Source organism: Stenotrophomonas sp. G106K1, assembly GCF_037969685.1.
GTDB lineage: Bacteria > Pseudomonadota > Gammaproteobacteria > Xanthomonadales > Xanthomonadaceae > Stenotrophomonas > Stenotrophomonas lactitubi.
In genome coordinates, this window is sequence record NZ_JBBPFR010000002.1 from 280177 (window position 1) to 301347 (window position 21171).

Sequence of the window (21171 nt, forward strand, 5' to 3'; positions counted from 1 at the left end):
AGCAAATGAGAATTAATCTCGTAATTCTCCGGGTCGCGGGCCGCTGCGGTCAAGGAGAGTTTGCCGGCAGGGCTGCGCCCTGCACCTGCAGAGGCAACGGCAACGGCCGAAGCAACAGCAGAAGCTGGTTTCCTGAGGGTAGGCGGGGTGGGACCGGTTGCGGGGGCCGCTGCAAGTACGTCCATGTAAGCTCGGTCGCCGCATCCATGCGGCTCACGCCCCCGCAACCGGACCCACCCCGCCTTCGACAGATTTCTGCGATCTGCCGGAAAGGCATGACCTGCTCTTGGTGGGTGTCGACCTTGGTCGACACGTAGATCCACGCCATGCGTGGATGCTCTTCGTTCAATTGTCCAATTGTCGAAATCTTCGATTTCAATGGAGATTCATCCACGCATGAGGTGGATCCATCAGACGCCGGAAATCTGTCAGAGGTGGGGCGGTGTCGGAGTACGGGGTGTCCGCGGCATGGATGCCGCGGCCAAGCTTACAAGGACGTACTTGCGGCGTCCCCGCACTCCGACACCGCCGCGCCATCCCACGGAACGCCCGCTGTTGCCGTTGCTTCGGCTGTTGCCGTTGCTTCGGCCTCTGCAGGTGCAGGGCGCAGCCCTGCCGACCTACTTCGCCCAGCCTTCGATCTCGCCGTGCGCGAACGGTCCGAGCTTGGCCTTCACCATCCGTCCCTGCGCGTCGAACAGCACGCTGTACGGCAGCAGTCCCTGCGCGTTGCCCAACTGCACGCTGGCATCGCGTGGGCCCGGGGTATCGAGCACGATCGGATAGTTCACCGGCACCCGCTGCAGGAAATCGCGCACGCCGTCCGGCGTATCCAGCGCCAGGCCCAACACCTGTACGCCACGCGTGCCCTGGCCCTCGGCAAAGCGGGCCAGCTCGGGCATTTCTTCCACGCACGGGCCGCACCAGCTGGCCCAGACATTGACCAGCAATGGCCGGCCCTTGAAGCGTTCGCGGATATCCAGCGCGTTGCCTTCAGCATCGGGCAGGACCAGCGCCGGCAGCGGATCACCAGGGCGCAGCACCGGCAACGCCGGCGGCGATACGGCAACAGGCGCTGCGGTTTGCGCCATCGGCGGCGGCGCCAGCCGGTTGCCGGCCCACAGGCCAAGCCCGGCAGCCAGCACCGCTGTCCACAGCAGTGCTGGCCGTTGCCACTTCATCGTGCGGTGCGCAGCAGCGCTTCTTCCACCAGCGCCTGGGTCAGCAGGGTGGGCAGCACCATCGGCGGCGCGCCCGGGCCGTACACCACGTACAGCGGCACGCCCACGGCCTTGTGCTCATCCAGGAAGGCGGTGATCTGCGGGTCCACATTGGTGTAGTCGCCGCGCATGTACACCGCGTTGGTGCGCTTGAGCAGTTCCTTGAACTCCGGGCGCGACAGCACCGCGCGCTCGTTGGCCTTGCAGCTCACGCACCAGTCGGCGGTCATGTTGACGAATACCACGCGGTTGTCGGCGCGCAGGCGGTCCAGCATCTGCGGCGAATACTCCACCACGTTCTCGCTGCTCGCCTGCGCGGCACGTGTCGGCGGTGCCAGCTGGGTCACGCCCCACACCGGCACCAGCGCCGCGATCACCAGCAGCACGCCCAGCAGCCCGGCCGCGCGCTGGCTGCGCCAGCGGCTGCGCTCGAACAGCCACAGGCCACCGGTGAGCAGCAGCAGGCCACCCAGTGCCAGTGCCATGCCATCCACGCCACGCTGCTTGCCCAGCACCCACAGCAGCCACAACGCAGCGGCGTACATCGGGAAGGCCAGCACGTGCTTGAGGGTTTCCATCCACTGGCCCGGCTTGGGCAGGCGACGGGCCAGCGCCGGCACGAAGCCGATCAGCAGGAACGGCAGGGCAAGGCCCAGGCCGAGGAACAGGAACACCAGCATCGCCGCCACCGGCGGCGCAACGAAGGCATAGGCCACCGCCGGGCCGAAGAACGGACCCACGCAGGCGCTGCCGACCACGCAGGCCAGCACGCCGGTGAAGAAGTCGCCGGCCGGACCACTGCGTCGCGCCAGCGACTGGCCGAAGTTGCCGATGCCGCCGCCCATGGTGAACACGCCGGACAGGCTCAGGCCCACCGCGAACATGATGTAGGCCAACGCCGCGACCACGCCGGGATGCTGCAGCTGGAAACCGATGCCGACCGCGTTGCCAAGCATGCGCAGGCCGACCATCAGCGCGCCGATCACCGCGAAGGCCACCAGCACGCCCAGCGTGTACCACATGGCGTGGCTGCGGGCGCGCTCGGGGCTTTCGCCGCTCTGCGCCAGGCTCAGCACCTTCAACGACAGGATCGGCAGCACGCAGGGCATCAGATTCAGCACCAGGCCACCGCCCAGCGCCAGCAGCAGTACCCACAGCAGCGAGCTGTCGGTTTTCGGCACGCTGCTGGGGGCCTTGGTACGCAGCGCATTGTCCTGCTGCGCGTCGGCGGCGAAGGCATCGCGCGCGCCGCTGCTGGCGTCGGCAGCACCGGTGTTGGCCGGCGTGTCGTTGGGCACGGTCGGCAGCAGGCGCAGCGGCGTGCCGTTGGCGCCCTCGCGGGTGCTGGCAGCGGACGAAGCAGGCAGCGAGCGGATCACTTCGTCGCGTACGGCAGGTGCATCGCCGGTGGCGTTGGCCTTGCCGGCGGAAATCGACAGCTTCACCCGCCGGGTCATCGGCGGGTAGCAGATGCCATCGGTCTGGCAACCCTGGAAGGTCACCACCAACGTGCTGTCGACGGCCTCGGCACGGCTGCGGCGCAGCGGTACCGGCACTTCCACCTGGTTGAAATAGACCGCCACATCCCCGAAGTGCTCGTCGCGGTGCGACTGCGCCGCCGGCCAACGCGGTTTGTCGGTCAGTACCCCGGCGCTGCCTTCCAGCTTCAGCGAGGTGCGGTCGCGATACAGGTAATAGCCCGGTGCCGGGCTGAAGCGCAGCAGCAGGGTGTTGCCATCGCTGGCGATGGCATCGAAGCCGAAGGCCTGTTCCGACGGCAGCGGCAACGCCTGGCTGTTGCTGGTGCCAGGGAGCCGCAGGCCGCCACCATTGCCGGCGCCGGCCAGCGGGTTGTTGAACGCACTGGCGCCGGTGGCGCGTGTGGTCGGCAGCGTAGCAGCCGCACCGCCCGCGCCGGGCAGGGTTACCTGCACCACGCGCTTCTGCGGCGGATAGCAGACACCGGCATCGGCGCAGCCCTGGTAACGCACTTCCAGGCTGATGGTGCCGGCGGCATCGGTGGGCGCACCGGGCAGGGTGGCCTGCAGGCGCTCGCGGTAGGTCTCCACCTCACCGAAGAAATCGTCGTGGTGCTTCTTGCCTGCGGGCATCTGCAGCGCAGCGGCATTGAAGGCCGGGTCGGCTTTCACCGTGGTGCGGTGGCGATACAGGTAATAGCCCGGGGCGATCTTGAACTGCAGTTGGATCTGGCCACGCTCGGGCGCGCTGGCGGTCAGTGCGAACGCCTGGTCCACCGGCAGCAGATCCTTCTCATCCAGTGCGAAGGCCGGCAACGAAAGCCACAACAGGGCGCACAAGGCGGCGCCACGCGCAAACAGAGTCTTCAATCAGTGTCCTCCCGGGTCTGTGCCCGGATCCAGTCCAGATACGCCGGCAGGCCGGCCCGGGTTTCGACCGCGATGCACTCCGGGAGTTCATACGGATGCAGTTCGACGATCCGGGCGATGGCTTCATCGACACGGCTTGCGGTGGTCTTCACCAGCAGCTGCAGTTCGGCGTCGGTGGTGACCTCGCCCTGCCAGCGGTACGTCGACTGTGCGCCGTCCAGGCGGGTGACGCAGGCGGCCAGGTGCTCGGCGACCAGCGCGTGCGCGATGTGCTCGGCACTGGCCCGGTCCGGGCAGGTGGTCAACAGCAGCAGGACGGGATCGACGGTCGACATGACCGTCGAGTATAGGGCCGTCGCCGGGGCAGGGCCCGGCGACGGCAGTGGACCGCAGCGTTGCGCGGTCAGTTGGCCAGCTGGCAGGTGGCCGGCTTGGCCGAGGTGAACAGGCCCGGGGTGGCCCACTCGGGGTGGTCGATGAACGGGTTGCGGTTGCCCTGGAAGCTGTAGACCACGTCATTGCGCGCCTGCTCGGCAGCATCCGGCGGATCGGACAGGTGCCAGTCGATCAAGGTCGACAGCAGGCCCATGTAGGCCGGCGAGCTGCTGGTCTTGACGATCTTGCTGCGGTCATCGGTCAGTTCCAGGTCCGGTTCGGACTGGCCGGTGGCCGCATCCTTGCCTCCTTCATAGCGGATGGCCATGTACATCACCGCACGTGCCATGTCGCCCTTGCGATGGCCCCACACCTCGAACGTACCGGCATTGCCATCCGGCGTGCGCACCCAGTTCGAGTTGCCCGGGTAGCCACCGCTGCCGCCGCCGTGGCCGTTGTTGGCCTCGGTGGCACGTTCACCACAGTTGGCATCGCACTTGGCGAACGGCTTGTTGCCGCGGTCGGCATTCCACTGTGCGTCGGTCAGGTACAGCATGTGGGTGTCGGTGTAGGGCGCGTACGGCAGGCCCTTGTCGCCGGTGGTGCTGGCAAAGCCCAGCGAGTTCGGCCAGGTGTGCTCGCGGTTGTAGGTCAGGCCACTGCCGGTTCCCGCGCGGTCACTGACCTTGGCGTAGCTGCGGTTCCGGTAGGCATCCAGGATCCGGTTCGGATTGTTCGGATCCTCGTCGGCGATCTCCAGGATGGTCCAGGTGCTGGTGCCGGTACCGCTGTAGGGGTACGCGGTATGGCCCTTGATGGTGGCATGCAGCGAGCAGCGCAGCTGGCTGGGGCTGCTGGTATTGACCTTGGAGTAGTAGCCCGCCGGCACCCCAGGGTTGCCCGGATCGGGATTGCCGCCGGTGCTGGCCACGGTGAAGGCAATGCGGCTGTCGGCGGCCGGGTGGGCACCTTGCGCGTCGGTGATGCGTGCGGCACGGATGTCGAAACGGCAGGCTTCACCGCCGACCAGCGCGGTGTTGGTCGACAGCTTCACGCTCTTGCCACTCGCCGGCCAGGTCAGCGGTATGCTGCCGGAGGTGCCGCAGCTCAGCGCGAAGGCGCCGCTGGCAAGGTTGACCGTTTCGCTGAACACCACTTCCAGATCAGCGGCGGCGGGGAAGGTGCTGCTGCCCTGTGCCGGCGTGGTGGTGGACACCGACGGCGGCGTGTTCGGACCCGGGGTGCCACCGCCGCTGAAGGTCTGGTTGTTGTTGCAACTGCCGAAGGTCTGCCTGGCCGATTCGGCCCAGGTGAAGTGCGCGTACTGGCTGCCGCTGCCGGTCAGTTGCAGCGAGGTGCCCGCCGCGGTGCTGTTGGTTTCGGCAACCGGAATGTTCTGGCTGGTCATGCCGGCGGCGGGGCCACCGGAGGCGGTGATCGCGCCCTCGTAGCTGAGGAACTGGAGCACCTTGCCGCTGGCGTCGACCAGGGCGATGCCGTCATTGGGGCCGTTCTGCAGGCCGTTGGTGGGGTAGGTGACCACGGCCAGAGTGGCGCTGCCGCAGCTGGCCGCGGTTCCCGCCGGTACCGCATTGTTGGCGTAGACCGTGGCGGCCGACGGATTGCTGCCGTTGTAGAGGTACAGGCGGTAGCCGGACAGGTCCTCGCCGGCGGTGGCGACCACTTCGATGGCTTCGCCGACGTCACCGGCAGCGGTGCTGTCGTCGTAGTGCAGTTCGTTGATGAAGACCTCGGCCTGGGCCGGCGAGGCAGCCAGTGCCAGCAGGCAGGCGGCGGCGAGCGGGGACAGCAATCGCATCGACTACTCCTTGTGATTGGGAATGCCGGGCCACCCTAAAGCCGATCTGGTGACACTTTGTCGTAAATGAACGCCAGATATCTGACAGTGAGACGGCGGTCACCAAATGTCCGCGATTTCCCCCTTGGCTTGCCGCGACGCATCCCTATAAAGGCGTCCGCGCAGGAATGGAGCGCCGCCGGGTCTCCGCAGAAAAATTTCGGCGGCGGGCCTTGAAAGGCCTCCGGAGGTCTCCATCTCTGTCGTGCTCCCGACCTGTCGGGCTTTTTCACGCGCGTTGCTGGCAGTCGCCTGGTGCGAGTGCTAACATCGCCGGACTTTTTCAGACCAATCAATAACTTAAGAGGTCCCACATGAGCATCAAGCCGCTGCACGACCGCGTTGTGGTCAAGCCGATCGAAGCCGACGAAGTTTCCGCCGGTGGCATCCTGATCCCGGACTCCGCCAAGGAAAAGTCCACCAAGGGTGAAGTCGTGGCCGTGGGCCCGGGCAAGCCGCTGGACAACGGCACCGTGCGCGCTCCGTCGCTGAAGGTCGGTGACAAGGTCATCTACGGCCAGTACGCCGGCAGCTCGTACAAGAGCGAAGGCGTCGAGTACAAGGTCCTGCGCGAAGACGACGTGCTCGCCGTCATCGGCTGAGCGTCGGCGCGACCTGCTTCATACCCTGATTCCAAACACCCAGCCGCCGGGCATGGCCCGGCGCTACCAATGAGGTAACTGCAATGGCTGCCAAGGATATTCGTTTCGGTGAAGACGCCCGTTCGCGCATGGTGCGCGGCGTCAACGTTCTCGCCAATGCCGTCAAGGCCACCCTGGGCCCGAAGGGCCGCAACGTCGTGCTCGAGAAGAGCTTCGGCGCCCCGACCATCACCAAGGACGGCGTGTCCGTCGCCAAGGAAATCGAACTGGCTGACAAGTTCGAGAACATGGGCGCGCAGATGGTGAAGGAAGTCGCGTCGCGTACCAACGATGACGCCGGCGACGGCACCACTACCGCCACCGTGCTGGCACAGGCCCTGATCCGCGAAGGCGCCAAGGCTGTTGCTGCCGGCATGAACCCGATGGACCTCAAGCGCGGTATCGACAAGGCCGTCGTGGCCGCCGTCGCCGAGCTGAAGAACATCTCCAAGCCGACCGCTGACGACAAGGCCATTGCCCAGGTCGGCACGATCTCGGCCAACTCGGACGAGTCGATCGGCCAGATCATCGCCAACGCGATGAAGGAAGTCGGCAAGGAAGGCGTGATCACCGTTGAAGAAGGCTCGGGCCTGGACAACGAGCTGGACGTGGTCAAGGGCATGCAGTTCGACCGCGGCTACCTGTCCCCGTACTTCATCAACAACCAGCAGTCGCAGACTGCTGACCTGGATGACCCGTACATCCTGCTGCACGACAAGAAGATCTCCAACGTCCGTGACCTGCTGCCGGTGCTGGAAGGCGTCGCCAAGGCCGGCAAGCCGCTGCTGATCGTCGCCGAGGAAGTCGAAGGTGAAGCGCTGGCGACCCTGGTGGTCAACACCATCCGCGGCATCGTCAAGGTCGTGGCCGTCAAGGCTCCGGGCTTCGGCGACCGTCGCAAGGCGATGCTGGAAGACATGGCCGTGCTGACCGGCGGCACCGTGATCTCCGAGGAAGTCGGCCTGTCGCTGGAAAAGGCCACCATCAAGGACCTGGGCCGCGCCAAGAAGGTGCAGGTCTCCAAGGAAAACACCACCATCATCGATGGCGTGGGTGACAAGGCTGCGGTCGATTCGCGCGTTGCGCAGATCAAGACCCAGATCGAAGACACCTCCTCGGACTACGACCGCGAGAAGCTGCAGGAGCGCGTGGCCAAGCTGGCCGGTGGCGTTGCAGTGATCAAGGTCGGCGCTTCGACCGAAATCGAAATGAAGGAAAAGAAGGATCGCGTCGACGACGCCCTGCACGCTACCCGTGCGGCTGTTGAAGAAGGCGTGGTTCCGGGCGGCGGCGTTGCCCTGGTCCGTGCGGTCTCCGCGCTGGCTGGCCTGAAGGGTGCCAACGAAGACCAGAACCACGGCATCCAGATCGCCCTGCGCGCGATGGAAGCCCCGCTGCGCGAAATCGTCGCCAACGCCGGCGAAGAGCCGTCGGTCATCGTCAACAAGGTCAAGGAAGGCACCGGCAGCTTCGGCTACAACGCCGCCACCGGCGAGTTCGGCGACATGCTGCAGTTCGGCATCCTGGACCCGACCAAGGTGACCCGTTCGGCGCTGCAGAACGCAGCCTCGATCGCTGGCCTGATGATCACCACCGAAGCCATGGTTGCCGACGCTCCGAAGAAGGACGAGCCGGCCATGGGTGGCGCTGGTGGCATGGGCGGCATGGGTGGCATGGGCGGCATGGACTTCTAAGTCCACGCGTTCCCGACGTAATGAAAAACCCCGCCGGAAGGCGGGGTTTTTTTTATGGGTGCGGATCGCGATGCCTGCCATGAAATCCTCCAACTGCTTGATATAAATGAATTTACCTTCGCTGTGCTAGCATGCTTGCATGGACATCAAAGGTCAGATTCTTCGGAAGATCAGGCCCCGGAAAGCGGAGGCATTCCTTCGCTCGGAATTTGATGGTCTGGGCGGGCGCCGCCAGGTTGGGGCGGCACTGAAGGCGCTGGTGGAATCACGACAACTGGAGCGCATCCAGCGCGGTATCTACGCGCGGCCCGCTGCGATTGCGAGATTGGGACGCCACACGCTTTTGGCAGGGCTTCACCCTTCGAAGCGACCGCCACTGACCGGCGTTACGCGTTGGGCGCGGATGCGCGCCAAGCAGGAGGGGGTTGTTCATACGGTCGGCTACATGGACGCCTGGGCGACGGCGGTGACGTCGCTCGCCGGCGATAGCGTCGCCAGCGATGAGACGGATGATCTACTGGTGGCATTGACGCGCCATGGCAAGCTGCCAGCGCGCGAAATGGTCAAGCTGGTGATGGAGCATCATCGCAGGCTCAAGGATGTTTGATCCCTTCGGTGATTTCGCATCTGCAGGCTATCTGCGGAATCACGAAGGTGAGAAGGATCCCGATCTGATCAAGATTGCGGAACATCAACTGTTCCGCGCGCAACTGCCGGCCGCACTTGCCTTTCTCGAGCAGGTTGAGGAGGTGGACTATGACGCTTTCCTGGAGGTCCATCGGATCCTGTTCGAGGGACTCTACCCGTGGGCGGGTCAGGATCGGCAGACACTTGTGCCGGGAAAGCATGTCAGCAAGGGTGATGTCCATTTCTGCCATCCTTCCGAGTGCCGGCGGGCGGTCGCGTATGCGCTTCGGCTTGCAAATGACACGAAGAGGATGCGCGAATGCCCGGGTGAGATCATGGGGATCTTCGCGTATGGGCATCCATTTCTTGATGGGAATGGCCGCACGATGCTGGTTGTCCACTCCGAACTCTGTCACCGTGCGGGCATATCCGTAGACTGGACGCGGACAAGCAAGAACGCCTACCTGGCTGCATTGACTGAGGAAATCGAACAGCCTGGCCAAGGCCATCTCGATGCCTATCTCGCACCCTATCTGGGCCCAGTCGCTGGCAGACATGTCTGGAACCGCAGCATCATGGAACTGCGCGGGCTCGACGGTGAGAACGCGGGCGCCGACTTGGCCGCTTCGTATCAGGATCCCCAGGTTGAGGCGGACTACGAGGCATTCGAGCAGGCGCGCAACTACCCGATCCCCTAGTGGAGTGAACGAGCACAGGCTTGATTGATAAGCTCATGCCAATATAATTAGGCGCCTAATCATTGCTATGACTGTCATGCTGGAAGCAAAACACAACGCACTCATGGAAGAAGCCGCCCGCCGCGGCCACGCCAACCTGGACCAGCTGCGCTTGTGCTTCCAGCTGCTTTCCCTGTCCACCGCCATCGACCGCGACTGCGCCACCCGTCTCGCCCCGCACGGCCTCAGCGAAGGCCGTTTCATCGTGCTGTTCCTGCTGCATGGTGCGGGCGGCACGCTGCCGCCGCACGAACTGGCCGAACGCGCAGGCGTCACCCGCGCCACCATCAGCGGCCTGCTGGACGGGCTGCAGCGTGAGGGCCTGCTGCAGCGCAGGCACGATGCCGAAGACGGGCGCCGCCTGCAGGTCGTGCTGACCGCCCGCGGCAAGCACCTGGCCGAGGAACTGTTCAACCAGCACACGCAGTGGATCGGTGGACTGTTCAAGGGGCTGGACGCCAACGAACAGGCGCAGCTTTCGCAGCTGCTGGGCAAGGTCTGGCTGCACACCGACAGCGGCCGTGGCGCGACGCCGTGAGTCCAGTCATCAGCGTGGCGCGGAAGCACGCGCTCGACACCGGTCTGGTCGCCAGCACGCATCTGGCCGAGTGCCTTGCGGTGGACTTTGCAACCCTGCTGCAGACGGTTGCAGCGCTGCCAGACGCCGCGCTGCAGCGCATGCGCGATGCCGCCAGCAAGGGCATTACCCAGCGCATGGCGCTGGCGGCAGCACTGCTGCGCGAAGCGGGGCAGGGGGCTGTCATTCACTGGCAGTCGCACCCCTCGGACACCGTACGCGGTTGGGCGTGTTACCTCATCGGCAGTGATGCCACATTGGGGCTCAGCGAAAAGCTGCAGGCGATACAGCCACTGGCCGATGACCCGCACTTCGGCGTGCGCGAATGGGCGTGGCTGGCCGTGCGCGCCGACCTCGTGGCCGCGCCGCTGCAGGCGCTGACGCTGCTGCTACCGTGGACAGATGCAGCCTCGCCCTACCTGCGTCGCTTCGCCTGCGAAGCACTGCGCCCGCGCGGCGTATGGGCCACGCACATTTCAGTCTTCAAGGAACAACCGCAGCGCGCACTTCCGGTGCTGGACGCCCTGGCCAACGATCCCGAGCGCTACGTGCAGGACTCGGTGGGCAACTGGCTCAACGATGCCAGCAAGACGCAACCCGAGTGGGTGCGCGACCTCTGCGCGCGCTGGCAACGCGAACACAGCAGCGCAGCAAACGCGTACATCCGCAAGCGCGCCCACCGCTCCCTCCGGTAACGCAGGCCGCTGGCCGAAGAACCCACCACCCAGGTAGTGCCGGCCGCTGGCCGGAGAACCCTGCACCCCGGTAGTGCCGGCCGCTGGCCGGCAAACCCACCAACCCAAGGAAGGCCCCAATGCCCCACATCCTCATCGAGCACTACACCGCCACTCCCGCCTGGGCCGCACTCCCGCCCGAACAGCGCAACGCCGTCTTCGCCCGCATCGGCGCCGGCATGCAGCAGTTCGACGCGGCGAGCATCACGCCGCTGGCAATGGGCCGCGTCGCCCGTGATGTACCCCATTCCAGCGCCGAGCAGTTCTACGCCGTCTGGCAGTGCGCCAGCCGCGCCGACGCCGATGCACTGGTCGCCGGCATCAGCGCCACAGGCTGGCATGAGTACTTCACCACCACCAATACGGTAGGTGCCGTGGATGCCATGCCGCAGCACCTGCACGATCTGGCAACCCACGAGTAGATTCACGCCACGCGTGGACGAACCTCCCACGGCACCGGTAGCGCCGGGCCATGCCCGGCGGCTCCCCAATCTTCCGCCAAGGCCTGGCTACCGCGGACGTACCCGCTCCGCCGCGTGCGTAACCAGTTCCAGGCAGGCCATCAACAGACATTCCATCACGCGCGGTGCGACATCACGCTCCGGGCCGCCATGGAACGCGGCTGAGCAGCGCAAGTACTACAGCCACAAGGGCTTCCAAGCCCGCCCCACCTTTTTCGGGGTAATCCATCTTGTGCAGATGCCTGCAAAGAACGTCGAGGGCGTTTGCGGCATTGATAACGCGCCGCGTACTATCGCACCCGCGCTGAGAGGAAAACGCCGGGCGTTTGCGCCTGGCGTCCTGCGGTTGAACTTCGCCTGCGATAAATCGCAGGCGCGTCAGTCGCTACACTTCGCTGTACTGCAGACTTCGCAGCAAGCCCCGTTCAATGGTTGCGATCTGAGGGCCGTCAAGCCTGCTCGATGGGCCCAACCCCTCCATAAGGGGGTTGGCAATTGCCGTAACAACCTCCCCCCCCGGGCAGCCAGCCTCCAATGCCACCACCACCGCCGCCACCACCGCCACCACCGCCACCACCGGCTCCAGGTTGTCCAGCAGTGCTTCCATCATTCGATGAGTCCTGTGCACGTTGGCCGCAGGGCTTCTCAACGTGAATCATGGCGCGCCCGGTCATCATCATGATCCTTGTGGTGTAGCTCACGTTTCCTTTGAAGTAGTTGTTGCGCCAAACAGCGGCGCCAACAACTCTCTCTGCAGCTTCATCCAGCTTCTTGTTGAAGGCCGAGGCAAAAGGATCGCTGGCGCCTGCGGCGCGCTCCTTTGAGATGTCCTTGATATCAACTTTCAAGGGAGGAAGAGGCGGAATGGGTAGCTCCGAACAGGCAATTGCAATGCCGGCGCAGCATCCAACAGAAATCAGGCACAGCTTTACTGACGTTCTCAACGTTTGCTCCTTGCGTATGAAACGAGTCGCTACTCAGACGGTAGCGGTCGAGGATCGGGGACGAATTCGTTTCCGGTTCGTTCCCGGTGTATTGCATCCAGCGTTCTGCTGAGCTTCAGCGCTTCTGCTTCACCACGCATTCGCTGTTCAACGGTCAAGGGGGCTCTGAACATCATTTCCCTGGCCAGTGCCAGTGATGTATCTCCTCTCATCTCGGCGACTCGTGCAATTGCGTAGCCGGTGACCACATCACCTTGTGTGCTTCCCGCAAAGAACGACGCAGCAGACTGCAGCGCATAGAGATTGCCCTCGGCGCCTTTGATCAACAGTCGATCCAGGGCTTCGCGCTCCGGCAACGCCCGCGTGTCCAACATGACCTGGGCAACGATGTCCCCAGCGCTGGCTGCACTCCAAAGGATGCCGTCGGAGGCGCCGGTAAACGCCTCATGCTGTTCCTTGTTCGGGTATCCATGCCGGTCCAGCCAGTGCTGCTCCTGCAGGTTTGTGGCACCCCAAGGGTCATCGTCGAAGCCCATGCCTTGCCGCGTTGCGCGTGGCAAGGAAACACTTCCAGGTGCGACAGACTGATTCTTGTCGCCTCTCTGGTTACGTACTTCATCAACCGGGATCATGGGAGGGCTTTTGCTGTCCTGGGCAGCCCCCACGTTTGATCCATCTACTGCGCAGCCGGCTAAAGAGACCATGAGCACGCAGGTCAGCACCAGTAGGTGGACACTGCTGCTTGAACGCGTGAAACGATGGGTTTCATTCACTAGCTGTTCCCGAAGTTCTATTGACCGTTCGTGGCGACGGAAACTGATGCATGCCCCAGCCATCGTCAAGCTCGTTGTGTAGTAGGGAATATCTGACGCAGGCTGACCCGCATTTCACTTGAGCTGAATTGCGATTCTGTGCGTCGCTCAGTGGGACCTGAAGGCCGCTCGACGTTCGATCTTTGGTGGAATGCGTCAACGGCAGAGGTCGGCATGTCTAGAGGCCAGCGCTTGGAAGAATTCGAGCCACGCCGTAGTCACCAGCCGTGCAGGATGCTGCACGGCTGGCAGGCAGCTGTTGCGTCGACTGGCGCTGTAGCTCTACCGCGGCCGCACCCGCTCCGCGGCATGCGTACCCAGTTCCAGACAGGCCATCATCAGGCCCTCAATCACGCGCGGGCCGACATCATGCTCCGGGCCGCTGTTCTGGCGGCTGCGCTCGGCGGCGAGCATGACCTCATGCACGATGCGCAGCCCGGCCAGAGCGCAATCGCCATCGGCCAACTGGATGTGTCGGCCGATCGGCAGGTTCGGTTCGGGCCAGGGACGGCCATCGCTGCCGCAGCCTGCGCCGATGCGCTGCAGGTTGGCGATGAAACCGTGGGGATCAGGGGCAGCGTCTTCGGTGTTGGCCGGGTCGTTGTGGCCGCTACCAGGGAAGGGGACGTGTTTTGCGTTCATGGCGTGTGCTCCGTACAGAGAAGACGGCAGCGCCACCGGGAGAGGTGGCGGACGGTACGTGTCTGGAAGCCGGGAAACAGAAGTAAACCGGTGGACCCTTGGGTCCCCACGCACCGCCCGCCATGGAACGCGGACGATATGCCAGCCGGCGCCGCAACACGCGGCGCCGGCTGGCAAACGTTCCTTCTGTTGCACGGGCTTCCAGACCCGGCCACCCGTTTTCGGTGGCAATCCATCTTGTGCACGTGCCTGCGAGTAGCACCAAGGGCATCCGTGACAGCTATTAGAGCGCGCCGCAGTATTACATACGCCGGAGGCCATGAAATCCGCTATTTCACCTGCATTTTTCTGGCGTTGAAATTCGCGCGTGAGAAGGAAAGGATGCGTCACGCAGCGTGCCTCAATGCAGGTCATTCCCGACACGATCAATGAACGCACGAATGATGCGTCTTCTGGAATGACGCTTCTTCCCGGCGAATGAATTCAAGTGTTCTGGGAAAATTTCTGGCTGCCCACGTTGGCGGGAAGTCGAAGCTCGCATGGAGGGCGAGCGTCATGTCAGTCATCCAGGAATATGTGCTCGCAGATTGCATTCGCGAGCTTGTTCGATTCGTCGACCGGCAGACCTCCGGTGGTGCAGAGGATGCGCATGCTCCCGCGTTTTCATACCTCCTCACGCCCAAACAGTGCGATGACGTTGATCGAGTCTGTGACGAGAACGGCTGGTTACGGTTGAACTGCTACGCGGTCATGCACGATCCCGGTGAAATACGGCACGTTCTGGATGCCCGTAAGCAGAAAGATGGCCTGATGTGCTCCGAGATCGAAGAGCTTCTGGCCAAAGCGTACAGCCCGCGTAGCCTCATGAGATGCAATCCGCCCGGCGGCTCCGACGCTGCACCACGGCGAAGCGAGCAGCAGTCCGTCATGCTCAACGCGCACCAGAAGCTATACATCAGAGGTACGCCGTACTACGCGACGGCGGTACTGGAAATCCGTGTTTCTGGATTGGGCACGCCACGGCACATGCGCCTGTCACCAATACGCGGTAAAGATGAGCCCTGCCCATGTCCATTCGCAGGGAAGTCGAGCATGCAGAGCAAGATCCAGGTGACGTTGTACGGAGCGCTGGGCAGCAGTCCCGCGCTGCAGGTACCCGGCCTGGAAGGGCCGGTGGTCGCCATCCAGGAAGCCACCCTGCGGCAGCTGGTGTCCGATCTGTATACGGCCAGGTCCATGCTCAACCCCGAGCAGCTGGGTGAGGCCAGGCAGGAACTGGACCGCGTGGTGGAGCGCTGGGTGGACATCCACGAGACGCTGTTGCTGGACGTGGAAGTGCATGGCAGCCGATAGTCCGCTGAACCGCGCCCGCAGTTGCGGATGAAACAGTTGGCACCTGCCAAAACCCTGTGTTATCAATAGATCCCATGAGCGCAACCCACGCCAGCTTTTATTGGTATTACTTTCCGAAGCCCCCGGCGGAGGAAGGATTGCGCTCACCCTGAAGAAAGCTTCAGACGCATTCCCGAAAGCCGCCAGCGAACCTGGCGGCTTTTTTCATGTCGCCACGCTGCGGACCCCCAACGTTCCGTAGAGACCCCCCACCATGCCCCCGCACACCGACGACCTGCGTATCCGCACCATCGAACCGCTGACACCGCCTGCCCAGCTGCTGGCGATGCTGCCCTGTGATGACGAAGCCTCCGACACCGTCAGCGCCTCGCGCGCGGCACTGCACCAGATCCTGCATGGCCGCGACGACCGCCTGGCCGTGGTGGTCGGGCCGTGCTCGATCCACGACCCCAAGGCCGCCATCGAGTACGCGCAGCGCCTGAAGCCGCTGCGCGATGCGCTGGCCGGCGAGCTGGAAATCGTCATGCGCGTGTACTTCGAAAAGCCGCGCACCACGGTGGGCTGGAAGGGCCTGATCAACGATCCGGACCTGGATGGCAGCTTCAAGATCGACAAGGGCCTGCGTATCGCCCGCGGCCTGCTGCGCGACATCAACAAGCTCGGCCTGCCGGCCGGTGTCGAGTTCCTCGACGTGATCTCGCCGCAGTACATCGCCGACCTGGTGGCCTGGGGCGCGATCGGTGCACGCACCACCGAAAGCCAGGTGCATCGCGAGCTTGCGTCGGGCCTGTCGTGCCCGGTCGGTTTCAAGAACGGCACCGATGGCAACGTCAAGATCGCGGCCGATGCCGTGGGCGCGGCCTCGAACCCGCATCACTTCCTGTCGGTCACCAAGCAGGGCGGCACGGCCATCGTCTCCACCACCGGCAACCCGGACTGCCATGTGATCCTGCGTGGTGGCAAGCAGCCGAACTACGATGCGGCCAGCGTGGCCGATGCCTGCCAGGCACTGGCCAAGGCCAAGCTGCCGACGCGGCTGATGATCGATGCCAGCCACGCCAACAGCCTGAAGAACCATGAGAACCAGCCGAAGGTGATCGAAGACATCGCCACCCAGCTGGAAGACGGCGAGCAGCGCATCGTCGGTGTGATGGTTGAAAGCCATCTGGTCGGTGGCCGCCAGGAGCTGGTCGAAGGCCAGCCACTGGTCTACGGCCAGAGCATCACCGATGGCTGCATCGACTGGGACACCACCGTGACGGTGCTGGAGCGGCTCGCGGCTGCGGTGCGCGCCCGCCGCGAAGTGAAGGTGTCAGAAGCTGCCTGACGGCGGCACGTGTGTGGATGGCGGCCAGCGCCTGCGGGGGTGCGGCCGCGATCAGGGCCGGTCGGAGTTGGAGACCGGCCCGTCTGCACCGGCGATGCGCCTGGCGCTGTGCAACCTTGCCAGTGCCAGGTACATCGCCGGGGTGGGGTGGATCCCGGCGAAGGCGAGCTTCAATGCACTTCGTCGTGGTACACGAACTTGGGCATTTCCCAACGGTAGTGGATGGCCAGCAGGCGCACGGCGAACCCACCCCCCAGGCAGCACAGGATCGCCGTGGCATCGGCCACGCCCCAGTGCAGCAACAGCAGATACACCGCGCCGGTCAGCAGCGAGATGATCGCGTACAGCTCTTTCTGGAAGATCAGCGGTACCTCGTTGCAGAGGATGTCGCGCAGCACGCCGCCGAAGGCGCCGGTGAGCATGCCGGCGATCAGCACGATCGGCAGTGCATGGCCAGCCTCGCGCGCGATCGAGCAGCCGATCAGGGTGAAGGCAATCAGGCCCAGCCCGTCCAGCACCAGGAAAGTGCGGCGGAAGTGATGCATCCAGCGCGCCACCCAAGTGGCGATCAGCGCCGCGCACACGGTGAAGCCCAGGTACTCGGGATGCTTCACCCAGCCCAGTGGATAGTGGCCGAGCAGGATGTCGCGCAGCGAGCCGCCACCGAGGGCGGTGACACAGGCGATCATGACCACGCCGAACAGGTCCATGCGGCGGCGGCCTGCAGACAGGGCGCCGGTCATGGCTTCAGCGGAAATGGCGATCAGGTAGATGATGGACAGCAGCATGGACAGGCTCCGGACGCGGTGGGGCCGGCCATGCGCGACCACCGCCATTGCCTGCGCAATGACGGGATGACGATGACCGGTGCCGCTCCCGCTGTCCTTTTGCCTGAGAGTTCAGCGGCGTGAGCCGCGTGCCCCTTCGGCGGATCGTCCCGGGCATGCCCGGTGACCTCTCTCCAGCTCGGCGAGTCGAATGCATGGTTGGTGGGATTCCAGCCCACCGGCCTGAGCGATCATGGGAGCCTGCGCCTTCGGCGGGCGCCAGCGCGGCGCCTCTCTCCTGCATTCGGGCGGCAGTATATCCGCTGCAGTGCAGCACGGCATAATCCGGCCATGGTTTCTCCCTCCCGCCCGTGGTTCCTGTACCTGCTCGAATGCCGCGACGGCAGCTATTACGCCGGCATCAGCACCGACGTGCAGGCCCGCTTTGCTGCCCACCAGGCAGGCAAGGGGGCCCGATACACCCGGTCGCGGCCGCCACTGCGGGTCCTGGCGGTGCGTGAGTACCCGGACCGCGCAGCGGCCTCGCGCGCCGAATGGGAGCTCAAGCGGCAGCCGCGCGAACGCAAGCTGGCGTGGCTGCAGGCGCCGGCCGAGGCTGTTCTGTAGAGTCTGTAGAGCCGAGCCCATGCTCGGCTGCTGGACTCGGCGACAAGCATCAGCCGAGCATGGGCTCGGCTCTACAACAGCGCCGGTAGATCCACGCCATGCGTGGATGGGGCGCGTCCGGCCATGCCATGATCGCCCAGCCCTCAGCGCTGGAGACCCGGATGTCCACCGTTGCCCTGTTGTTCGCACTTTCCGCAGCAGCAAGCCCCGCCGCAGAGGCCGCCACGATCGCCGCCATCGAAGCGACCTGCCACGACTACGTCGACGGCCAGCTGGAAGCCGATCCGCAGCGCGTCGCCCGTTCCCTGCATCCGGACCTGGCCAAGCGCGCGGTGCTCGGTGATACACCCGACGAACGCCTTGGCCTGCGCCGGATGTCGAAGGAAGAACTGGTTGCGCTGACCAGGCAGGGTGCGTTGAAGACCCCGAAGGAGCAATGGGACCGCCGCTGCACGGTGCTGGACGTGACCGGCAACGCGGCTTCGGTACGGCTGGAAACTCCGTGGTTCGTCGACTACTTCCACATGGGCCGCTTCGGGCAGCGCTGGGTCATCGTCAACGCGCTGTGGTACCCGAAGCCGAAGGCGCCTTAGCGCAGAGGCAATCAGCACGAAGAGCAGATTCACGCCATGCGTGGATGACGTCACTGCGCTCGTTCACACCGTGCGCGGCGCTCAACTCTCCATCGAAACGCCAAGCACTTCGCCGTCCTCGTCGAACTCGACACTCAGCACATACTGCGAGACGTCGCCCGGCAGCGCGAAATCGACGTGCACCGATCCATCGCTTTCCCACGGTTCGCGCGCCTGCAGCAGGCCCAGCACCGCGCTGGCCGCCGGCGTGGCCGTTCCCAGTTGCTCACTCCAGTAATCGGCTTCGATCTCGTCCAGATGGTGCTGGATGAACAGGACGACGCTGTCCTCGCCTTCCTCGGTGCCCAGCAACTGTTCAAGGGCGGTGCGCGCACGCTTCTGCTGGGCGGTAGGGGTGGTCATGGCATTCCTTTGAGTGATGGTTGGGAGGCGGGGTCAGAGCCCTCTCCCGCGGAAAGGGATCCGACCCCAATGCAATTCAATCATCCACGCATGGCGTGGATCTACCGCTTCTGTCGCCGGTCTTCGCGGTCATCGCCGAAGATGATCCGCGCGCTGCGCTGGTAGCTCCAGTACGCCACCGCCCAGTTCAACAGCACCACGACGCGGTTGCGGAAACCGATCAGGAAGAACACGTGCGCGGCCAGCCAGAACCACCAGGCCAGCACGCCGGACAGCTGCAGCTTGCCCAGGTGCACGATCGCGGCCATGCGGCCGATGGTGGCCAGGTTGCCGAAGTCGGCGTACTTGAACGGCCCAGGTGCCGGCTTGTCGTGCAGGCGTGCGCGGATCGTTTCCGCCACGTACTTGCCCATCTGCTTGGCGGCCGGAGCCACGCCCGGTACCGGCTTGCCGTTGGCCTGGCTCAGTGCGGCCAGGTCGCCGGCCACGAACAGTTCGGGATGGCCGGGCAGGGTCAGGTCGGGCTGTACCTGCACGCGTCCGGCGCGGTCCAGCGGCACGTCCAGCGTGCGCGCCAGCGGCGAGGCGGCCACGCCGGCGGCCCAGACCACGGTGCGTGCGGGCACGAACTGGTCGCCCAGTTTGAAGCCCTGTCCATCGATGTGGCTCACCGGCGTGCCGGTCATCACTTCCACGCCCAGCTTTTCCAGCTGCCGGCGTGCCTTCAGCGATAGCACTTCGGGGAAGGTGGACAACACGCGCGGACCTGCCTCGACCAGCCGCACCTTGGCGCTGGCCGGATCGATGTGGCGGAATTCATTGCGCAGCGTATGCCGGGCGATTTCGGCGAGTGTACCGGCCAGCTCGACGCCGGTCGGGCCACCACCCACCACGGCAAAGCTCAGCCATGCAGCCTTCTTCGCCGGGTCCGGCTCGGCCTCGGCGCGCTCGAACGCCAGCAGCAGTTTGCGGCGCAGGGCGATGGCATCGTCCAGTGTCTTCAGGCCGGGCGCATCGTCGGCCCATTCGTCGTGGCCGAAGTAGGCGTGGGTGGCGCCGGTGGCCAGCAGCAGGCTGTCGTAATCCAGCGTGCTGCCATCGGCCATGCGCACCTGGCGGGCTTGCTTGTCGATGGCCACCACTTCGCCCAGCCGCACCTCCACGTTGCGCTGGTGGCCGAGGATGTGGCGCAGCGGTGCGGCGATATCCGGCGCAGACAGTCCCGCGGTGGCCACCTGGTACAGCAGCGGTTGGAACAGGTGGTGGTTGCGACGGTCGACCAGGGTGATGCGTATGCGTTCGCGGGCCAGCGCACGGGTGGCCCACAGGCCGGCGAAACCGCCGCCGACAACGACCAGGTGGGGGACGCGATCACGACTCATCGACTCACTCCAGGGGGGCATGGGGGAAGTGCCTGGCATCTTCGCACGGCCGCTCCTTGTCACGTCAGCGTGCATCCGGATCGGCGATACTCGGGTTCAGGCAATTGCCCGTGAGGAGTCCATGAGCGAACCGGAAAAGCGCATCGCCCTGTTGATCGACGCCGACAATGCGCCGGCCTCGAAGATTGACGAGGTCCTGGCCGAAGTCGCCCGTTATGGCGTGGCCAACGTCCGCCGTGCCTATGGCAACTGGAAGAGCCCACGGCTGAAAGGGTGGGAGGCGGTGCTGCACGAATACGCGATCCGGCCGATCCAGCAGTTCGCCTACAGCAAGGGCAAGAACGCGTCGGACATGGCGATGGTGATCGACGCGATGGATCTGCTGTACGCGCGCAACCTCGATGGCTTCGCGATCGTGTCCAGCGATGCCGATTTCACCCCGATGGTGATGCGCCTGCTGACAGATGGCGTGAAGGTCTATGGCTTCGGCGAAAAGAAAACGCCGGAACCCTTCGTCAACGCGTGCTCGAAGTTCACCTACCTCGAAGCGTTGGGCCAGACCCACGCCAGCGTGCAGGATGTGGAGCAGGCAGCGAACGAGCAATCATCGAACGGACAGGCACCCAGCGAGCAGGCCAGCAGCGATGATGCGCGCCCACGCAAGAGCGGCGCGGAAATGCGCAGCGACACGCGGCTGGTGAAGATGCTGCGCCGTGCGGTGTCCTCGGCCGAGGGCGAGGACGGGTGGTCGCACCTGGGGCCGGTCGGCAGCCAGATCGGTAACCAGGCCTCGTTTGATCCGCGCAACTACGGTTACGGGAAGCTCAGCGACCTGCTGGCCGCGATCGGCCTGTTCGAGTTGAAGAAGGACGGCAAGTCGTCCTATGTGCGCGCCCTGCCGAAGAAGAACCGGTAACGCGCGGCGACGCAGCGCCGCCAGGCTTCGTCCGGCGCTGACCGGAGGCGGATGTGGTAGCGCCGGGCCATGCCCGGCGGATGCCCAATGCAGTCATTGCGCACGCACACACCCGGCCCGATCAGGCGTATCGT

22 protein-coding genes and 2 riboswitches are annotated in these 21171 nt (G+C 64.9%); of the genes, 12 read left to right on the plus strand and 10 right to left on the minus strand.

Annotated features, from left to right (window positions below; translation table 11 throughout):
• Window positions 1–620 precede the first annotated feature (620 nt).
• The 4 genes from WKB25_RS03590 to WKB25_RS03605 all read right to left on the minus strand — a co-directional run bounded on the left by WKB25_RS03590 (window position 621) and on the right by WKB25_RS03605 (window position 5762).
• The gene (locus WKB25_RS03590; RefSeq protein WP_340568769.1) at window positions 621–1181 is read right to left on the minus strand and encodes a TlpA disulfide reductase family protein; all 561 of its coding nucleotides are present in this window, start codon (window positions 1179–1181) and stop codon (window positions 621–623) included.
• The gene (locus WKB25_RS03595; protein WP_340568770.1) at window positions 1178–3568 is read right to left on the minus strand and encodes a protein-disulfide reductase DsbD domain-containing protein; all 2391 of its coding nucleotides are present in this window, start codon (window positions 3566–3568) and stop codon (window positions 1178–1180) included. The genes WKB25_RS03590 and WKB25_RS03595 overlap by 4 nt, the downstream gene beginning before the upstream one ends.
• Complete coding sequence (gene cutA, locus WKB25_RS03600) at window positions 3565–3903, minus strand: divalent-cation tolerance protein CutA (RefSeq protein ID WP_340568771.1); 339 nt, start codon at window positions 3901–3903, stop codon at window positions 3565–3567. Before cutA ends, WKB25_RS03595 begins: the two co-directional genes overlap by 4 nt.
• Before the next feature lie 68 nt (window positions 3904–3971).
• Entirely contained in the window at window positions 3972–5762 is a 1791-nt protein-coding gene (locus WKB25_RS03605; RefSeq protein ID WP_340568772.1) for an endonuclease, read from the minus strand.
• A 353-nt stretch (window positions 5763–6115) separates the two neighbouring features.
• Here WKB25_RS03605 and WKB25_RS03610 point away from each other — a divergent pair, with 353 nt between their 5' ends.
• From WKB25_RS03610 to WKB25_RS03640, 7 genes are all read left to right on the plus strand, one after another.
• Window positions 6116–6403 carry a co-chaperone GroES gene (locus tag WKB25_RS03610; RefSeq protein ID WP_089237231.1) on the plus strand — a complete coding sequence of 96 codons (288 nt, stop codon included), beginning with the start codon at window positions 6116–6118 and terminating at the stop codon, window positions 6401–6403.
• Window positions 6404–6486: 83 nt separating this feature from the next.
• Window positions 6487–8136, plus strand: coding sequence for a chaperonin GroEL (groL, locus tag WKB25_RS03615; protein ID WP_025878650.1), 1650 nt, complete (start codon window positions 6487–6489; stop codon window positions 8134–8136).
• A 139-nt stretch (window positions 8137–8275) separates the two neighbouring features.
• The gene (locus WKB25_RS03620) at window positions 8276–8743 is read left to right on the plus strand and encodes a hypothetical protein (RefSeq protein ID WP_100462233.1); all 468 of its coding nucleotides are present in this window, start codon (window positions 8276–8278) and stop codon (window positions 8741–8743) included.
• Window positions 8736–9461 (plus strand): Fic family protein, encoded by a 726-nt coding sequence (locus tag WKB25_RS03625; RefSeq protein ID WP_100462234.1) that lies wholly within the window; start codon window positions 8736–8738, stop codon window positions 9459–9461. Before WKB25_RS03620 ends, WKB25_RS03625 begins: the two co-directional genes overlap by 8 nt.
• 76 nt (window positions 9462–9537) lie before the next feature.
• On the plus strand, window positions 9538–10038 hold the full coding sequence (locus WKB25_RS03630; protein ID WP_340568849.1) for a MarR family transcriptional regulator: 501 nt from the start codon (window positions 9538–9540) through the stop codon (window positions 10036–10038).
• Complete coding sequence (locus tag WKB25_RS03635; protein ID WP_340568773.1) at window positions 10035–10772, plus strand: DNA alkylation repair protein; 738 nt, start codon at window positions 10035–10037, stop codon at window positions 10770–10772. The genes WKB25_RS03630 and WKB25_RS03635 overlap by 4 nt, the downstream gene beginning before the upstream one ends.
• A 119-nt stretch (window positions 10773–10891) precedes the next feature.
• Window positions 10892–11233, plus strand: a complete 342-nt coding sequence (locus WKB25_RS03640; RefSeq protein WP_100462237.1) for a DUF6616 family protein — start codon at window positions 10892–10894, stop codon at window positions 11231–11233.
• 488 nt (window positions 11234–11721) lie between these two features.
• Here the strand turns inward: WKB25_RS03640 and WKB25_RS03645 are convergent, their stop codons facing one another.
• The 3 genes from WKB25_RS03645 to WKB25_RS03655 form a co-directional block, all read right to left on the minus strand.
• Entirely contained in the window at window positions 11722–12216 is a 495-nt protein-coding gene (locus WKB25_RS03645; protein WP_340568774.1) for a hypothetical protein, read from the minus strand.
• A 29-nt stretch (window positions 12217–12245) separates the two neighbouring features.
• On the minus strand, window positions 12246–12989 hold the full coding sequence (locus WKB25_RS03650; RefSeq protein WP_238379495.1) for a hypothetical protein: 744 nt from the start codon (window positions 12987–12989) through the stop codon (window positions 12246–12248).
• A gap of 321 nt (window positions 12990–13310) precedes the next feature.
• Window positions 13311–13670, minus strand: a complete 360-nt coding sequence (locus WKB25_RS03655; RefSeq protein ID WP_340568775.1) for a hypothetical protein — start codon at window positions 13668–13670, stop codon at window positions 13311–13313.
• Between the two features lie 1092 nt (window positions 13671–14762).
• Between WKB25_RS03655 and WKB25_RS03660 the strand changes: the two genes are divergently transcribed.
• Both WKB25_RS03660 and WKB25_RS03665 read left to right on the plus strand, forming a co-directional pair.
• Window positions 14763–15023 (plus strand): hypothetical protein, encoded by a 261-nt coding sequence (locus WKB25_RS03660; protein ID WP_340568776.1) that lies wholly within the window; start codon window positions 14763–14765, stop codon window positions 15021–15023.
• A gap of 253 nt (window positions 15024–15276) precedes the next feature.
• Window positions 15277–16350: a 3-deoxy-7-phosphoheptulonate synthase gene (locus tag WKB25_RS03665; RefSeq protein ID WP_049467209.1), complete on the plus strand. Its 1074-nt coding sequence runs from the start codon at window positions 15277–15279 to the stop codon at window positions 16348–16350.
• A 170-nt stretch (window positions 16351–16520) separates the two neighbouring features.
• Here WKB25_RS03665 and WKB25_RS03670 read toward each other — a convergent pair whose 3' ends face one another.
• Window positions 16521–17138, minus strand: a complete 618-nt coding sequence (locus WKB25_RS03670; RefSeq protein WP_032952083.1) for a trimeric intracellular cation channel family protein — start codon at window positions 17136–17138, stop codon at window positions 16521–16523.
• A gap of 83 nt (window positions 17139–17221) precedes the next feature.
• A riboswitch (glycine riboswitch) is annotated at window positions 17222–17325 on the minus strand.
• 13 nt (window positions 17326–17338) lie between these two features.
• Window positions 17339–17428, minus strand: a riboswitch (glycine riboswitch).
• A 40-nt stretch (window positions 17429–17468) separates the two neighbouring features.
• On the opposite strand from WKB25_RS03670, the gene WKB25_RS03675 reads away from it, so the two are divergent.
• Together WKB25_RS03675 and WKB25_RS03680 are read left to right on the plus strand one after the other, a co-directional pair.
• A complete protein-coding gene (locus WKB25_RS03675; protein ID WP_340568777.1) occupies window positions 17469–17744 on the plus strand; it encodes a GIY-YIG nuclease family protein in 276 nt (91 codons plus the stop codon).
• A 161-nt stretch (window positions 17745–17905) separates the two neighbouring features.
• Window positions 17906–18337 carry a nuclear transport factor 2 family protein gene (locus WKB25_RS03680; RefSeq protein ID WP_340568778.1) on the plus strand — a complete coding sequence of 144 codons (432 nt, stop codon included), beginning with the start codon at window positions 17906–17908 and terminating at the stop codon, window positions 18335–18337.
• A gap of 81 nt (window positions 18338–18418) precedes the next feature.
• Here WKB25_RS03680 and WKB25_RS03685 read toward each other — a convergent pair whose 3' ends face one another.
• The gene (locus WKB25_RS03685; protein WP_340568779.1) at window positions 18419–18739 is read right to left on the minus strand and encodes a DUF2004 domain-containing protein; all 321 of its coding nucleotides are present in this window, start codon (window positions 18737–18739) and stop codon (window positions 18419–18421) included.
• Window positions 18740–18840: 101 nt separating this feature from the next.
• Complete coding sequence (locus WKB25_RS03690; protein ID WP_340568780.1) at window positions 18841–20121, minus strand: NAD(P)/FAD-dependent oxidoreductase; 1281 nt, start codon at window positions 20119–20121, stop codon at window positions 18841–18843.
• A 121-nt stretch (window positions 20122–20242) separates the two neighbouring features.
• Here WKB25_RS03690 and WKB25_RS03695 point away from each other — a divergent pair, with 121 nt between their 5' ends.
• Window positions 20243–21037 (plus strand): NYN domain-containing protein, encoded by a 795-nt coding sequence (locus WKB25_RS03695; RefSeq protein ID WP_340568781.1) that lies wholly within the window; start codon window positions 20243–20245, stop codon window positions 21035–21037.
• The last annotated feature ends 134 nt before the right edge of the window (window positions 21038–21171 follow it).

Excerpts from the sequence above, each read along its gene's own strand:
- WKB25_RS03590 (WP_340568769.1), bottom strand. The coding sequence starts at position 1,181 with ATGAAGTGGCAACGGCCAGCACTGCTGTGGACAGCGGTGCTGGCTGCC.
- cutA (WP_340568771.1), bottom strand. The coding sequence starts at position 3,903 with ATGTCGACCGTCGATCCCGTCCTGCTGCTGTTGACCACCTGCCCGGAC.
- WKB25_RS03605 (WP_340568772.1), bottom strand. The coding sequence starts at position 5,762 with ATGCGATTGCTGTCCCCGCTCGCCGCCGCCTGCCTGCTGGCACTGGCT.
- WKB25_RS03610 (WP_089237231.1), top strand. The coding sequence starts at position 6,116 with ATGAGCATCAAGCCGCTGCACGACCGCGTTGTGGTCAAGCCGATCGAA.
- groL (WP_025878650.1), top strand. The coding sequence starts at position 6,487 with ATGGCTGCCAAGGATATTCGTTTCGGTGAAGACGCCCGTTCGCGCATG.
- WKB25_RS03620 (WP_100462233.1), top strand. The coding sequence starts at position 8,276 with ATGGACATCAAAGGTCAGATTCTTCGGAAGATCAGGCCCCGGAAAGCG.
- WKB25_RS03625 (WP_100462234.1), top strand. The coding sequence starts at position 8,736 with ATGTTTGATCCCTTCGGTGATTTCGCATCTGCAGGCTATCTGCGGAAT.
- WKB25_RS03630 (WP_340568849.1), top strand. The coding sequence starts at position 9,538 with ATGCTGGAAGCAAAACACAACGCACTCATGGAAGAAGCCGCCCGCCGC.
- WKB25_RS03640 (WP_100462237.1), top strand. The coding sequence starts at position 10,892 with ATGCCCCACATCCTCATCGAGCACTACACCGCCACTCCCGCCTGGGCC.
- WKB25_RS03655 (WP_340568775.1), bottom strand. The coding sequence starts at position 13,670 with ATGAACGCAAAACACGTCCCCTTCCCTGGTAGCGGCCACAACGACCCG.
- WKB25_RS03660 (WP_340568776.1), top strand. The coding sequence starts at position 14,763 with ATGCAGAGCAAGATCCAGGTGACGTTGTACGGAGCGCTGGGCAGCAGT.
- WKB25_RS03665 (WP_049467209.1), top strand. The coding sequence starts at position 15,277 with ATGCCCCCGCACACCGACGACCTGCGTATCCGCACCATCGAACCGCTG.
- WKB25_RS03670 (WP_032952083.1), bottom strand. The coding sequence starts at position 17,138 with ATGCTGCTGTCCATCATCTACCTGATCGCCATTTCCGCTGAAGCCATG.
- WKB25_RS03675 (WP_340568777.1), top strand. The coding sequence starts at position 17,469 with ATGGTTTCTCCCTCCCGCCCGTGGTTCCTGTACCTGCTCGAATGCCGC.
- WKB25_RS03680 (WP_340568778.1), top strand. The coding sequence starts at position 17,906 with ATGTCCACCGTTGCCCTGTTGTTCGCACTTTCCGCAGCAGCAAGCCCC.
- WKB25_RS03685 (WP_340568779.1), bottom strand. The coding sequence starts at position 18,739 with ATGACCACCCCTACCGCCCAGCAGAAGCGTGCGCGCACCGCCCTTGAA.
- WKB25_RS03690 (WP_340568780.1), bottom strand. The coding sequence starts at position 20,121 with ATGAGTCGTGATCGCGTCCCCCACCTGGTCGTTGTCGGCGGCGGTTTC.
- WKB25_RS03695 (WP_340568781.1), top strand. The coding sequence starts at position 20,243 with ATGAGCGAACCGGAAAAGCGCATCGCCCTGTTGATCGACGCCGACAAT.